The 14457-nt window shown below is 66.5% G+C and carries 15 protein-coding genes; 7 read left to right on the forward strand and 8 right to left on the reverse strand.

Features of this window, described 5'->3' with window-relative positions:
• Nucleotides 1–14 precede the first annotated feature (14 nt).
• A complete protein-coding gene (locus BR78_RS0114325) occupies nt 15–1835 on the forward strand; it encodes an ABCB family ABC transporter ATP-binding protein/permease (protein ID WP_025587286.1) in 1821 nt (606 codons plus the stop codon).
• Here BR78_RS0114325 and BR78_RS0114330 read toward each other — a convergent pair whose 3' ends face one another.
• Entirely contained in the window at nt 1836–2108 is a 273-nt protein-coding gene (locus BR78_RS0114330) for a GNAT family N-acetyltransferase (RefSeq protein WP_025587288.1), read from the reverse strand.
• Between the two features lie 38 nt (nt 2109–2146).
• Here BR78_RS0114330 and BR78_RS0114335 point away from each other — a divergent pair, with 38 nt between their 5' ends.
• On the forward strand, nt 2147–3115 hold the full coding sequence (locus tag BR78_RS0114335; protein WP_025587290.1) for an alpha/beta fold hydrolase: 969 nt from the start codon (nt 2147–2149) through the stop codon (nt 3113–3115).
• Here the strand turns inward: BR78_RS0114335 and BR78_RS0114340 are convergent.
• On the reverse strand, nt 3079–3690 hold the full coding sequence (locus BR78_RS0114340) for a hypothetical protein (RefSeq protein ID WP_025587291.1): 612 nt from the start codon (nt 3688–3690) through the stop codon (nt 3079–3081). The genes BR78_RS0114335 and BR78_RS0114340 overlap by 37 nt on opposite strands.
• Nucleotides 3691–3753: 63 nt before the next feature.
• The gene (locus BR78_RS0114345) at nt 3754–5208 is read right to left on the reverse strand and encodes an ATP-binding protein (RefSeq protein WP_029936806.1); all 1455 of its coding nucleotides are present in this window, start codon (nt 5206–5208) and stop codon (nt 3754–3756) included.
• Nucleotides 5209–5323: 115 nt separating this feature from the next.
• On the opposite strand from BR78_RS0114345, the gene recQ reads away from it, so the two are divergent.
• The 5 genes from recQ to BR78_RS0114370 are packed head-to-tail and all read left to right on the forward strand — an operon-like array spanning nt 5324 to nt 10388.
• Entirely contained in the window at nt 5324–7093 is a 1770-nt protein-coding gene (gene recQ, locus BR78_RS0114350) for a DNA helicase RecQ (protein WP_025587294.1), read from the forward strand.
• Nucleotides 7090–7518 carry a TIGR01244 family sulfur transferase gene (locus BR78_RS0114355; protein ID WP_025587296.1) on the forward strand — a complete coding sequence of 143 codons (429 nt, stop codon included), beginning with the start codon at nt 7090–7092 and terminating at the stop codon, nt 7516–7518. Before recQ ends, BR78_RS0114355 begins: the two co-directional genes overlap by 4 nt.
• Nucleotides 7515–7904 (forward strand): hypothetical protein, encoded by a 390-nt coding sequence (locus tag BR78_RS0114360; protein ID WP_025587298.1) that lies wholly within the window; start codon nt 7515–7517, stop codon nt 7902–7904. The genes BR78_RS0114355 and BR78_RS0114360 overlap by 4 nt, the downstream gene beginning before the upstream one ends.
• 10 nt (nt 7905–7914) lie before the next feature.
• Nucleotides 7915–8877 (forward strand): sterol desaturase family protein, encoded by a 963-nt coding sequence (locus BR78_RS0114365; protein ID WP_025587300.1) that lies wholly within the window; start codon nt 7915–7917, stop codon nt 8875–8877.
• Complete coding sequence (locus BR78_RS0114370) at nt 8811–10388, forward strand: GMC family oxidoreductase (protein ID WP_025587302.1); 1578 nt, start codon at nt 8811–8813, stop codon at nt 10386–10388. Before BR78_RS0114365 ends, BR78_RS0114370 begins: the two co-directional genes overlap by 67 nt.
• Before the next feature lie 294 nt (nt 10389–10682).
• Here the strand turns inward: BR78_RS0114370 and BR78_RS0114375 are convergent, their stop codons facing one another.
• The 5 genes from BR78_RS0114375 to BR78_RS0114395 all read right to left on the reverse strand — a co-directional run bounded on the left by BR78_RS0114375 (nt 10683) and on the right by BR78_RS0114395 (nt 14269).
• A complete protein-coding gene (locus tag BR78_RS0114375) occupies nt 10683–12104 on the reverse strand; it encodes an ammonium transporter (protein WP_025587304.1) in 1422 nt (473 codons plus the stop codon).
• 14 nt (nt 12105–12118) lie between these two features.
• Nucleotides 12119–12457, reverse strand: coding sequence for a P-II family nitrogen regulator (locus BR78_RS0114380; protein ID WP_025587306.1), 339 nt, complete (start codon nt 12455–12457; stop codon nt 12119–12121).
• Between the two features lie 139 nt (nt 12458–12596).
• Nucleotides 12597–12806, reverse strand: coding sequence for a putative signal transducing protein (locus tag BR78_RS0114385; RefSeq protein WP_025587308.1), 210 nt, complete (start codon nt 12804–12806; stop codon nt 12597–12599).
• On the reverse strand, nt 12806–13741 hold the full coding sequence (locus BR78_RS0114390) for a DUF5996 family protein (protein ID WP_025587556.1): 936 nt from the start codon (nt 13739–13741) through the stop codon (nt 12806–12808). Before BR78_RS0114390 ends, BR78_RS0114385 begins: the two co-directional genes overlap by 1 nt.
• Nucleotides 13742–13801: 60 nt before the next feature.
• Entirely contained in the window at nt 13802–14269 is a 468-nt protein-coding gene (locus BR78_RS0114395; RefSeq protein ID WP_025587554.1) for a hypothetical protein, read from the reverse strand.
• Between the last annotated feature and the right edge of the window lie 188 nt (nt 14270–14457).

Consider the following 14457-nt stretch of genomic DNA (forward strand, 5'->3'; position numbering starts at 1 on the left):
CAAATCGCGCCTTGATGCTTCCGCAAGTTTCTGATTCCGCGCCCGAGCGGCCGTTGCTCGCGACGATGCGGCGCTTTCTGCCCTATCTGTGGCCGAAGGACTCGCCCGGGCTTCGCGCCCGGATCGTGATTTCGCTGATACTCGTCGTGATCTCCAAGCTAGTCCAGGTCTATGGCGCGCCTTTCGCGCTGCAGGGCGCGATCGATCGGATGGCGAGTGGATCGCGCGACGCGGTCTGGCTCGTGATCGCCCTGGTGGTCGGCTATGCCGCCGCGCGGCTGGGCACCGTGTTGTTCGACAATCTGCGCAACGCCGTGTTCGAGAAGGTCGGGCAGGACGCGACGCGCCGGCTGGCCTCGGACGTGTTCGCGCATCTCCACAATCTGTCGCTCCGCTTCCATCTCGAGCGCCGGACCGGCGCGATCACCAAGGTGGTCGAGCGCGGCACCAAGAGCATCGACACGATGCTCTATTTCCTGCTGTTCAACATCGCCCCGACGATCCTCGAGCTCGCGCTGGTGATCGGTATCTTCTGGACGCGCTTCGGCCTGTGGCTGGTCGCGGGTACGCTGGTGATGGTGGTCGCCTATATCGCGTTCACGCGCTGGGTGACCGACTGGCGCTCGAAGCTGCGCGAACAGATGAACGACCTTGATACCGGCGCGGTGGCGCACGCGGTCGATTCGCTGCTCAACTTCGAGACGGTGAAATATTTCAACGCCGAGGCCCGCGAGAGCGCCCGCTACGACAAGGCGATGGCCGCATACATGAAGGCCGCGGTCACCTCGGAGAACTCGCTCGCCTGGCTCAATATCGGCCAGGCGGTGATCACCAACGTGATGCTCGGCGCGGGCATGGCACTCGTCGTGTTCGGCTGGAGTTCGGGCAGGTTCACTGCGGGCGACGTGGTCCTGGTCTCCACCTTGCTCAGCCAGCTCTTCCGGCCACTCGACATGCTCGGCTGGGTCTATCGCACGATCCGCCAGGGCGTGATCGACATGGGCAGCATGTTCGACCTGATCGACACCCATGCCGAGATCACCGACTCCCCTGGCGCGGCTTCGCTCGACGTGCGCCAGGGGCATGTCCGGTTCGAGAACGTCGCCTTCGGCTACGATGCCGACCGCCAGATCCTGAAGGGCATCGATCTCGACATCCCTGCCGGGTCCACCGTCGCGGTGGTCGGCCCCTCGGGCGCGGGCAAGTCGACGCTCGCGCGGCTGATGTACCGCTTCTACGACGTGACCGGCGGCCGGATCACGATCGACGGGCAGGATATCCGCGACGTGACGCAAACGAGTCTGCGCGCCGCGATCGGCATCGTCCCCCAGGACACGGTGCTGTTCAACGACACGATCGGCTACAACATCGCTTATGGCCGCGAAGGCGCCGGACCGGACGAGATCGCGAACGCGGCGCGCGGCGCCGCGATTGCCGGCTTCATCCAGTCGCTGCCCGAAGGCTTCGACACCCGCGTCGGCGAGCGGGGCCTCAAGCTCTCGGGCGGCGAGAAGCAGCGCGTCGCGATCGCTCGGACTTTGGTCAAGGACCCCCCTATCCTCATCCTAGACGAAGCGACCAGCGCGCTCGACAGCCGCACCGAGGCCGACATCCAGGCGACGCTGGAAGCGATCGAACGCGGCCGCACCACGATCGTCATCGCGCACCGCCTGTCGACCGTCGTCCATGCCGATCGCATCGTCGTGCTCGAAGCCGGCCGCGTCGCCGAGCAGGGTACCCATGCCGAACTGCTCCGCCAGGGCGGCCTCTATGCAGAAATGTGGACCCGCCAGGCGCAGGAACGCGAGGAAGGCGAGGAGCTGGCGGCGGAGTAGTTAGACCAGCAGGTCCTGCCACTCCGGATGCTTCGCGATATACGCCGCGACGAACGGGCATTGCGCACGCACCTTCAACCCGCGGCTGCGCACATCGCCCAGCGCACCGACGATCAGCCGGCTGCCGATGCCCATTCCCTGCAGCGACGGCGACACGACCGTGTGCGTGAACGTGATCACTTCGCCGTCTATCTCATAGGCCGAGAAGGCGAGATGGCCCTGCTCGACCAATTCATAGCGGCTGCGTTCTTCGTTGTTGCGTACGTCGGACATGCCTAGGCTCTAGCCCGGCGTGGCGGGAGAGGAAAGCGATGCTGATAGCTTTGGGAGTGCTCGGGACATTCGCGCTCGGGCTCGCCGGCTGGTCGGCCTATGTGGGGCGCAAGGCCGAGGAGATGGTGCCCGCCGAGGGCAAGTTCGTCGAGGTGCCCGGCGCCCGGCTCCATTATGTCGACCTCAACCCCGAGGCCGAAGGTCCGGCGATCGTGATGATCCACGGCCTGATGGGGCAGCTCCGCAACTTCTCGCATTCGCTCGCCGGCCGCCTTGCCGCCGATCACCGCGTCATCCTCGTCGATCGGCCGGGGTGGGGGCATTCGTCGATCGAGGGCGCGCGGCCGGGCATCGTCGTCCAGGCGAAGATGATCGCGGCGCTGATCGAGCAGCTCGACCTGGACAGGCCTTTCCTGGTCGGCCATTCGCTGGGCGGCGCAGTGAGCCTCGCGCTCGCGCTCGATCGGCCCGATCTGGTTCGCGGGCTCGCGCTGATCGCTCCACTCAGCCAGGTCGTCGAGACGGCACCTGCGCCGTTCAAGGGCCTGCTCGCACCGCCGGCACTGCGTCCCGTGCTGGCCTGGACCGTCGCAGTGCCGGTCGGCCTGCGCAATGGCCCCCGCACTGCGGCGGCGATCTTCGCGCCCGATCCCGTTCCCGCCGACTTCGCCCTCGCCGGCGGCGGCGCACTGGCGGTGCGGCCCAAGAGCTATATGGCGGGATCGTTCGAGCTCCGCACCGTGCCGGCCGAGATGGCGGCGCTCACTGCGCGCTATGGCACGATGCGCGTGCCGGTGGCGATCCTTTATGGCCGCAGCGACGCGGTGCTCGATCCCGGGCTCAACGGCGAACGGACCGCGGCCGAAATCCCCGGTGCGACGGTCGAGCTGATCCATGGCGGCCACATGCTGCCGGTGACGCACCCGGCAGAGACCGAAGCCTGGCTGCGGCGCGTGCTGCATCGGGATATTCAGGCGACCGGAGGCGCGCTCACCGACACCGTCTGACCGCCGGGCAGCTTTACCGACCCGCCCGTCCCTGCCTGCTTCTGCACGAAGGACCCGATGAATGCGCCGAGCGTCAGCTTGGCGAGGTCCATGAAGGCGGGATAGCTGATCGCGAGGATCGAGAAGAACAGAGTCAATCCGATCGTCGCCAGCGGCAGCCCGGTCAGTCCCAGCTTCGTGAATGCGCCGGTGAAGCCGCTAAGGCTGGTCAGTCGGATATACTGCGTCACCGCTTCTTCCTGACCCGATTTCACCTGATCGCTGATCGCCGCCCATTCATCGCCGTTGATCACTCGGCTCGGCTGCTGGCTCTTCGAAAGTCCCACCGATCGCAGCAATTGCGTGCCCAGAAGCGCGCCCACCAGACCGATGGCGCTCAGAATGAGTTCGGGCACGAAATCGGCAAGCGTGGTCGGATGCTCGCTGGCACGTATGTCGTCCTGCACCAGAAGATAGCAAACGAAGCCGAACAGCGCGACGGCGCCATAAATGAACCCGATCCCCGCGACGGCCAGTGAACTACGGCCGAAGCTGAACCCGCGCGGCTCGTCCGGCCTGCCGAAGCCCTTGTCCATGGCCCCCTCTCCCTGCTGCCGGAAGAGAGGCTAACAGCGCGTCGAAGCGCCTGAAAGCGACGCTTAGCCCATTTCGGATGGTTGCGTGGTCCAGCCGAGGCGAGGAATCGTGATCGATCGCTTGCCGGCCAGATCGACGCGAGTCACGAACAGCTCCTTGCTCTCGATATAAGTGAGCAGCCGCCGCACCCGGCCGAGCGAGCTGGTGCCATAGGTCGCGGCCAGCTCGGTGTCGCTCGGGCAGGGCAGCCCCTCACGCGCGGCACGGGCGACGAGCAGAAAGGGCCCGAGCATGTCGTCGGGAAGCGCGCGCGCCGCATCGAGCGCCTGAGCCCAGTCCGCGTCGGGATCCCCGTGGATGCCCGCCCGCGCCGCCGAGAGCCGGCGCACGAATCCGGAGAGGTCGAGCGGCGGGCGCGCCAGCCCGACCATCCGACAGCGCACGAGGAAGTCCTGATAGAGCACCGAAGGCGATCGGTAGGTCGATTCGGCATCCTCGACGATGTCGCGCAGCACGTCGGCGATCCGCTCGGCGGCTTCTTCCGCGGGCACGTCGGGCACGGCCTCGACCGGCATCGGCGTCGCGCGGGCGAGCGCCTCGATCAGCCGTTCGGAGGGGACCGGCGCCGAAGCGGCCATGGGCACGGGCGGGCTCCAGCTCGGCTCCGCCGGGGCGAGCAGCAAATCCCGGAAATCCTCCGCCGGCGCTTGCGGCAGCGGCGTCAATTTGGGGCTGGAACTGCGCGCGCTGGTCTCGACCGCGCCGATCTGGATCGCCACTGGCCGCCGCGCCACTGCCGGCCCGAGCGCGAGGAAATGACCGCGCTGCAAGTCGCGGATCGCCTCGGCCTGGCGGCGCTCCATGCCGAGCAGATCGGCGGCGCGCGCCATGTCGATGTCGAGGAAGGTCCGCCCCATCAGGAAGTTCGAAGCCTCGGCCGCGACATTCTTGGCGAGCTTGGCGAGCCGCTGGGTGGCGATCACGCCGGCGAGCCCGCGCTTGCGGCCGCGGCACATCAAATTGGTCATCGCCGACAGCGAGGCCCGACGCACGTCCTCGGCCACTTCGCCGCCGCCCGCGGGGGCGAAGAGCTGCGCCTCGTCGACCACCACCAATGCCGGATACCAATGCTCGCGCGGCGCATCGAACAGGCCGTTCAGAAACGCCGCGGCGCATTTCATCTGGCCCTCGGCCTCGAGGCCTTCGAGGCTCAGTACCACCGAGGCGCGATGCTCGCGGATGCGCGTCGCGAACCGTGCGACGTCGCGCTCGCTATGCTCGGAAGCCTCGATCGCGATATGGCCGTAGCGGTCGCCCAGAGTGACGAAATCGCCTTCAGGATCGATCACCACTTGCTGGACCTGCCCGGCGGATTGTTCGAGCAGCCGGCGCAGCAGATGCGACTTGCCCGACCCCGAATTGCCCTGGACGAGCAAGCGCGTGGCCAGGAGCTCCTCGAGATCCATCGACACGGCCGCCCCGCCCGTGTCTTTCCCCATTTCCACGCGAACCGTCATTCGCCGCATGCTTTGGCGGATGGCGCCCCCGGCAGGCAAGGCCCCGTATGGACGGTTCGGCGCAATGCTGTGGACGGAACTTGCCCCTCACGGCGCGGCGGAGGATAGGGGCGGCGTGACCGATCCGCTCGACATCCTCCACAAGACCTTCGGCTTTCCCGATTTCCGCGGCGTGCAGCGGCAGGTGGTCGATCGCGTCATGGCGGGCGCCAACACGCTCGCGGTGATGCCCACAGGCGCAGGCAAATCGCTCTGCTATCAGGTCCCCAGTCTCGCGCTCGACGGGACCTGCATAGTCGTCTCGCCGCTAATCGCGTTGATGCACGATCAGCTTCGCGCCGCCGAAGCCGTGGGCATCCGCGCGGCGACGCTGACTTCCGTCGACGAGAATCGCGAGGAGACCATTGCGCGGTTCCGCGCGGGTGATCTCGACTTGCTCTATGTCGCGCCCGAGCGCGCGTCGGGTGAGGGTTTCCGTAATTTGCTGGGGCAGGCGAAGCTCAGCCTCTTCGCGATCGACGAGGCGCATTGCGTCTCCGAATGGGGGCATGACTTCCGTCCCGACTACCGGCTGTTGCGGCCGCTGCTCGACCGGTTCGGCCACGTGCCGCGGCTGGCGCTGACCGCCACTGCCGACGCGCATACCCGTGCCGACATCCTCGAGCAGCTCGGGATTCCGCCGGACGGACTGATCGTCGCCGGGTTCGACCGACCGAACATCCGCTACGCGATCGCTCCGCGCGAGAACACGACGCGTCAGATCGTCGATCTGATTGCCGAACAGCCGGGGCCCGGCATCGTCTATGCCCAGACCCGCGCCGGAGTAGAAAAACTGGCGGAAAAGCTCGCCGGGACCGGACGCAGCGTGCTGCCTTATCACGCCGGACTCGACCCTTCGGTCCGCCGCCGCAACCAGGCGGCGTTCGTCGCGAGCGAAGACATGGTGATCGTCGCCACCGTCGCCTTCGGGATGGGGATCGACAAGCCCGACGTCCGCTTCGTCGCGCATGCCGGGCTGCCCAAGTCGATCGAGGCCTATTACCAGGAGACCGGGCGCGCCGGCCGCGACGGCGATCCGGCGGTTGCGCACCTGTTCTGGGGCGCCGACGATTTCGCCCGCGCCCGCCAGCGCATCGGCGAAGTCGAGCCCGGGCGACAGGCGGGCGAGCGTACGCGGCTCTCGGCACTCGGCGCGCTGGTCGAGACCGCGGGCTGCCGCCGCCGCGTCCTGCTCAAGCATTTCGGCGAGGACGCGCCCGAGAATTGCGGCAATTGCGACAATTGCCTGAGCCCGCCCGCGGCGATCGATGCCAGCGTCACTGCGCAGAAATTCCTCTCCGCGGTGTTTCGCACCGGCATGATGTTCGGCGTCGGCTATATCGAGTCTATCCTGCTCGGCCAGTCGAGCGAACGGAGCCTGATGAACGGCCACGAGAAGCTTTCGGTGTTCGGAATCGTCGACGGCGACGAGGCGGCATTGCTCAAGCCGGTGGCGCGCGCATTGCTGCTGCGCGACGCGCTGCGTGCCAATGCCCATGGCGGGCTCGAATTCGGCCCCGGCGCCAAGCCGATCCTCAAGGGCGAAATCGAGGTCAAGCTTGTCCTCCCGCCCAGACGTGAGCGGCGGTCGCGCGGGCGCGCGGCCAACGGCGGCGTCAATCCGGTCGGCAACCCGCTGTTCGAGGCCTTGCGTGCCAAGCGCCGCGAGATCGCGATGGAAGCCGGCCTGCCGCCTTATGTGATCTTCCACGATTCGGTGCTGCGCGATATGGCGATGCTCCGGCCCGGGACGCTCGATGCGCTGGGACAGCTTTCGGGCGTTGGCGCGCGCAAGCTCGAAGCCTATGGATCGGTGTTCCTGGAAGTAATTCGCGAGGCGGCATGATCCGGAAGATCGACGAGCAGATATCGGTAGCGCCCCAGATCGCGCCCGAGGACGTGGCCGGGTTCGCCGATGCCGGGTTCAAGGCGATCGTCAACAATCGTCCCGAAGGCGAGGAGCTCGGCCAGCCGTCCGGCGCTGCCATCCGCGCGGCGGCCGAGGCGGCGGGGCTCGCTTATGCGGAAATCCCGGTCACGCATGCCGGCTTCTCGGCGACGCAGGTCGAGGCAATGGCGAAGGCGCTCGCGGGCGCCGGCGGACCAGTGCTGGCTTTTTGCCGCTCCGGCACGCGCTCGTGCAATCTCTGGGCATTGGCCGAGGCCAGCACCGGCGGCGATCCCGACACGCTGACTGCCAAGGCCGCCGGCGCGGGCTATGACATCTCCGGCATCCGCCCGCTGCTCGACGCGCTTTCCGGCCGCGCATGAACTGGATGCAGCTGGGCGGCTCCGTCGCCGCCGTCCTGGTGCTGGTCCTGATCTCGTGGCTGCTCAAGCTGGGCGAAAGCCGCATCGCCGATACCGAGACCGCCAAGACCATGGCCGAAGATGCGCTGAGCGGCTTCGTCGCGCGCGACGCGCTGGTCGGCACCAATGGCGCGGCGGCACTGGTGCTCGGCACTGACGGGATCGCGCTGCTCAAGCGCCACGGCGCCAAGGTCGCCGCGCGCCGGCTGGCCCGCCCGCTGTGGCGCCGGCCCTCGCCCGAAGGCGTGACGATCGAAAGCGGCGAACGGATGTTCGGCCCGGTGTTGCTGTACGGCGTGCTTCCCGAGGACGTCGACAGGCTGGAAGCACAACTGACATTGATGTAAGTCCGGGGGCATGAAGCTCGCCGATCCCGTGACGCTGGCAATTCCCGCCTTCGTGCTGCTGGTGCTGGCGGAGATGGTCGTCGCGCGGATCAAGGATCGCAGCCGCTACGAACCACGCGACACGCTGACGTCTTTGGCATTGGGTACAGGCAGCACCGTCGCCGGAGTCCTTTCAGGCGGTATGGTGTTCGCGCTGGCGACGTGGGTGTGGCAGTTCCGACTCTTCGAGATCGGCTATGCTTGGTACTGGTTCGCCATCGCCTTCGTGCTCGACGATCTCGCTTATTATGTCTTCCACCGCTCTGCGCACCGCGTCCGCTGGTTCTGGGCGAGCCATGTCATTCATCATTCGAGCCAGCACTATAATCTGTCGACTGCGCTGCGGCAGACCTGGACGGGCTTTTTCAGCCTGGCTTTCCTGTTCCGGCTGCCTCTGTTCCTGATCGGGTTCCCGCCGGCGATGATATTCTTCGTGGCCGGCCTCAACCTGATCTACCAGTTCTGGATCCACACCGAAGTGATCGGCCGGATGCCGCGCTGGTTCGAGGCGGTGATGAACACGCCGTCGCACCACCGCGTCCACCACGCGACCAACCCGCGCTATCTCGATCGCAATTATGCCGGGGTGTTCATCGTCTGGGATAAATGGTTGGGCACGTTCGAGCCCGAGCGCGACGACGATCGGCCGCGCTACGGCATCGTCAAGAATCTCGGCAGTTTCAACATCCTCTGGGCGGCAACCCATGAATGGGTCGGGATCGCGAAGGACGTCTGGCGCGCGCCCGATTGGCGTGCCCGGCTCAATTACATGATCCGGCCGCCGGGGTGGAGCCATGACGGAAGCCGGGACACGTCGGAAACGATAAAGGCGCGCTGGGAAGCGGCGCGCCAGGAGCGGGGGGAAATGTGGAAGAAGCCGATATCGTCGTCATCGGATGCGGATCCGGCGGGAGCGCCGTCGCGGGCCGCCTGAGCGAAAGCGGCAAATACACAGTCGCCGTGCTCGAGGCGGGCGGACGCAATACCAGCCTCAAGACGATCATGCCCGGCATGATGCCCTTCCAGACCGACAGGACCAACTGGCGCTTCGAGACCGTGCCGCAGCCGGGGCTGAACGGCCGCCGCGGCTATCAGCCGCGTGGCAAGGGCCTCGGCGGATCGAGCGCGATCAACGCGATGCTCTACATCCGCGGCCATTCCCAGGACTATGACGAGTGGCGCGACCTCGGCTGCCCGGGCTGGGGCTGGGACGAGGTGCTGCCCTGGTTCCGGACAAGCGAGCACAATGTCCGCGGCGCCGACGCCTTCCATGGCGAGAACGGCCCGCTCTGGGTGAGCGACCAGGAGCATGCCCATCCCGGCAGCCGCGCGTTCGTCGAGGCGGCGTCGCGGCTGCAGATTCCGGTCAACCCGGACTTCAACGGCGTGCAGCAGGAAGGCGTCGGCCTCTATCAGGTGACCCAGAAGGGCGGCGAGCGCTGGACCGCGGCGCGCGCCTATCTCCCCCCGGGCCAGCGCGACAATCTGGAGATCATCTGCGACGCGCTCGTCGATCGCATCCTGTTCACCGACGGCCGCGCCTCGGGCGTCGCCTATCGTCTGGCCGGCGAGGCGCGAGAAATTCGGGCGCGACGCGCAGTCGTCCTTGCTGCCGGCGCCTTCCAGACTCCACAATTGCTGATGCTGTCGGGAATCGGCCCAGGTGCGCATCTGGCAGAAATGGGGATCGAGGTGCGGCTCGATCGTCCGGCGGTGGGTTCCGACCTGCAGGACCATATCGATTATGTCGCGGCGTTCGAGACCGAGGGCAGCTTCTTCCTCGGCCGTTCGCCGATCGGCACGCTCAAGTCGCTGGGAGCGATGGCCCAATGGCTGCTCACTCGCCGCGGCGGGATGACTTCGCCTTTTGCCGAGGCAGGCGGCTTCCTGCGTACCGAGCTCGCGGGCGCGCGGCCCGACGTCCAGCTCCACTTCCTCATCGCGATCGTCGAGGATCATGGCCGCACCAAGGTGAAGGGGCATGGCTATAGCTGCCACGCCTGCGTGCTCCGTCCCGAGAGTCGCGGCACCGTCCGGCTTCAGTCGCCCGACGCCGCTTCGGCGCCGCTGATCGATCCCGCTTTCCTCTCCGACCCACGCGACATGGAAGTGCTCAAGGCCGGGGTCCGCGCGATGTACCGCATCCTCGATACGCCGCCGCTGGCGGACTATAAGGGCCGCGATCGCTACCCGATCGACCTCGCCGACGACGCCGCACTGGAAAGCCTGATCCGCGCCCGCGCCGACACTGTCTATCACCCCGTCGGCACTGCGCGGATGGGATCGGACGAAGCCGCCGTCGTCGATCCGCGGCTCAAGGTGCGCGGCGTGGACGGGCTCTATATCGCCGACGCCTCGGTGATGCCGCGGTTGATCGGCGGCAACACCAACGCCCCCAGCATCATGATCGGCGAGCGCGCCGCTGCCTTCCTGTGCGAAGCGTGATTGCCGGCCCAATGTAGGAAAGATACCGCTTAACTTCGCACTTTTCCCGTGAATCGTGAACAAAAGTTGCTGATCTGCGTAATAAATGATCGCGAACAGTCTGGTTGCCTTCACGCTGTCAAAGAGCCGCCAGCGACGCTGGCACGCCAAATCCTACATTGAAAGCCATTCGATTGCCGGCGTGTCTTTTGCCGCTTCCATGACAAAAAGAGGGCCGGCGGTTCGAAAACCACCGGCCCAGTCGTCCGCAGGAGGAACGTCGGTTGGGCGCCGCGCTGGCGGCGCCCGATTTCGTCAGTAGTTGTAGGCGCGCTCGCCATGCTCGTTGATGTCGAGCCCTTCGAGCTCGACCTCGACGCTCGGGCGAAGGCCGATCGTGTGCTTGAGCGCCAGGAACAGGATCGCCGAGACCCCGCCCGAGAGCAGCAAGGTCACGCCGACTGCCTTGGCCTGGGTGAGCAATTGCGCGCCCATGTCATAGGTACCAGCGACCGCCGGGATCACGTTGAAGTCCATGAAGCCCTGGCCGCCCAGCGCAGGGTTGGCGACGATCGCAGTGCCGATCGCGCCGACGATGCCGCCGATGCAGTGCACGCCGAACACGTCGAGCGTGTCGTCATACTTGAACTTGTTCTTCACCGTGGTGACGAAGAAGAAGCACACGCCCGAGGCGACTGCGCCGAGAACGATCGACGTCATCGGGCTTGCGAAGCCCGCGGCCGGGGTGATCGCCACCAGGCCGGCGACGACGCCCGATGCCGCGCCGAGCAGCGACGGCTTCTTGTGGATGATCTGTTCGATGATCGCCCACATCGCACCGGCGGCGGCAGTCGCAGTCATGGTGTTGACGAAGGCCAATGCGGCGAACTTGTTGGCTTCGAGGTTCGATCCGGCGTTGAAGCCGAACCAGCCCACCCACAGCAAGGCAGCGCCGATCATCGTCATGGTCAGCGAGTGCGGCGGCATCGGATCCGTCTTGTAGCCGGTGCGCTTGCCGATCACGAGGCAGCCGACCAGGCCGGCGATGCCCGCATTGATGTGGACGACGGTGCCGCCGGCGAAATCGAGCGCGCCGAGACCCCAGAGATAGCCGTGATCGTCAGGCAGGCCGGGCTGGAAGTCCGGCCCCGGCCAATACCAGACCATGTGCGCCATCGGGAAATAGACCAGCGTCAGCCACGCCACCACGAAGAGGATCAGCGGGGTGAACTTGATGCGCTCGGCGAACGCACCGACGATCAGCGCCGGGGTGATCATCGCGAAGGTCATCTGGAAAACGACGAACACGGTTTCGGGCAGATAGACGCCGTTCGAGAAGGTCGCCGCGAAGGTGTTCGCGTCGACGCCCTTGAGCAGCACCTTCGAGAAGCCGCCGACGAAGCTGTTGAGCCCGCCGCCGTTGGTGAACGCCATCGAATAGCCCCAGGCGCACCAGACGAGGCCCGCGACGCAGACGATCGTCAGCACCTGCATCAGCACCGAGAGCATGTTCTTGGTGCGAACGAGGCCGCCGTAGAAGAGCGCGAGGCCGGGAACCGACATCATCAGCACGAACGCCGTCGAAACGAGCATCCAGGCAACGTCGCCCTTGTTGACCATCGCGTCGGTCGGCACGACCGTCGCCGCCGCGGCGGGCGCGGCATCCTGTGCCCAGGCGGGCAAGGCCGCGAACAGGGCGAGCCCCGCCCCCGCGGCAAGTTTCGTTGCTAGCTTCATCTGGACCCCCTTCTTCACAGCGCCGTCTCGTCGGTCTCGCCGGTGCGGATGCGCACCGCCTGGCCGAGATCGAGGACGAAAATCTTGCCGTCGCCGATCGCGCCGGTGCTGGCCGCGGCCTGGATAGCCTCGACGGCGCGTTCGACGATGTCGGCGCCGCAGGCGATCTCCAGCTTGATCTTGGGCACCATGTTGGTGCTGTACTCGGCGCCGCGATAGATCTCGGTCTGGCCCTTTTGGCGGCCGAACCCCTTGACCTCGGTTACGGTCATGCCGGTGACGCCCACTTGCGTGAGTGCCTCGCGGACCTCGTCGAGCTTGAACGGTTTTATGATGGCGATGATGAGCTTCATTTCGCCCCCTCTTGGCAGTTAACCCGGAGGACCAGAGAGCAAGGGCCGTGCCAGCATGCAGAATCGCGCGATTCCGTCGGCCGGACGGGTAATTAAATATTACCTGGGCGTAAATTTTTGTGCAGATGCGAAAGTCTGCTCAAAAATCAGGCACGTCATCGAGCAGTTTCCGGGCGAGTCCGAAATCCTCGTCGTCGACCATCACCCGCACCGGGATCAGCAGATAACTGCCGTCCGCGATGCTCGTTCCCGCGTCGAAGACGAAGCTCATGATGCCTTCGCTCTCCAGCCGCGACTGGACGATATAGGCTTCCTGTCGGTCGAAGCGGCCGAGCTCGACCAGCGCCATTACACGTTCCTCGGCCGGCGCGCGGTGCCCTGCGCGCATTCGAGTGCCGCCCGATCCCAGTCGCCCAAAATGGCAGCCGCCTCGTAGGTCGATTGCAGGAATTCGAGCAGTGCCGCTTCGGGGTCGGGCGCGGCGCGGACGGTGTCGTAGTCGAGAAGGAACTCGCCGAGCGTGGCATCGAACCGCGCAGCCGCCGGGCCTACGGGTGCTTCGGCGAAGCCTTGCGGCGCCGGATACGCGTAGGAATAAAAGGCTGCGCGCGGCGAGGCGTCGCTGCCCGGCCAGAAGCCCGCGCTCGATACTTCATGGCTATAGGCTTCGCGCGTCACGGCATCGGGCAGGCCGGGGACGCCGCCCGGGTGCGGCGGTGCGGCGCGGCCCGAAAAGCGCGTGACGGCGAGATCGAAGCTGCCCCAGAAGAAGTGAACCGGGCTAGCCTTGCCGAGAAAGCCGGTGCGGAACTGCTTGAAGACATGATCGACGCGGACGAGTGCGTCGTGGAATCGCTCGATCCAGTCGCGATCATAGGGCCGTGGGGCATGATCCTCGGGAAAGCGGACCGGGTCGGGCATTTCGTTGGGCAATGTCGCGATGGCCACTTCGATGCCGAGCTGCCGCAACGCTTCCATTACCCCGGCGTAAAAGCCCGCGACGGTGCCGGCTTCGAGAGGCAGCGTCCTGCTATCCGCAACGGTGGCGATGCGCAGGACGTGCGCGCGAAGGTCGAAATCCATTTCGAACGGCCCCGCTGCGGACGGGATCGGCGAGGTTCCCAGCCCGCGCGGCGTCACGTAGAGCGGCACGTGCCAGCCATGGTTGAGCCACGGTGTCAGCGCGATCCGCACCTTGCCGACGATCTGCGTCATCAACTGCAGATGGAGTGCGCTCCCGCGGCCCTCTTGCCAGCCGAGAACGGGCCATGCGTGCGCGGTCATGCGGATCTCCTTCGGCGACGAATGCCGATAGGCCCGCTATCCTCGCCTCCCCGCCGAAAATCAAATGGCAGACTTGCGGACGTTCTGCGCGGCGGTGACGATCCATGCGATCGGAATGCCGACGAGCAGGATATGGATCGCCAGCGGCATCAGCACCGACATCGGCGTGATCGCCGCGCCGGGGTTCGGCGGCCAGCGCAGCGGGATCACGATCCAGTACATGATCAGATAGAGCAATGCGCCATAAGCGACGCCATAGAGCAGCCGCCATTCGCGCATTCGCGGTAGCAGCCGCGACGCCGCGACGAAGGCGGCGACCATCGCCGCCATGATCGCGAAATGCACTGCGAGGCCGGTGGCTGCGCCGATCCAGCCGCTGGTTTGCGGCCATTCGCCGAACGGACCCGAGGCGACGGACTGGAGCATGCCCGTCACCGATCTGCCGCGCAGCGCGGTGAGGATCATCGCCGAGGCGATATCGAGCGTGCCCGCAACCAGAGTTGCGACTGCGATTGTCTTCCCTTGCAAAACCGACCCTCCCCTTTTGGCGACAGCGTGCGCGTGCCGATCCGACTTCACCAGCCCCTTGCGGCTCTGCGCAACTGTTGGCGGAGTGCGATGCGGGCGAACGGCACAAATCCGTCGCCGAACGTCTTCCGGCCCCTGCGCCGGCAGGTTGGCAGCTAGCCGCGCGCGTTCGCCCGCTCACGAATTGG

It is taken from the genome of Sphingomonas sp. UNC305MFCol5.2 (assembly GCF_000712135.1).
Classification (GTDB): Bacteria; Pseudomonadota; Alphaproteobacteria; order Sphingomonadales; family Sphingomonadaceae; genus Sphingomonas.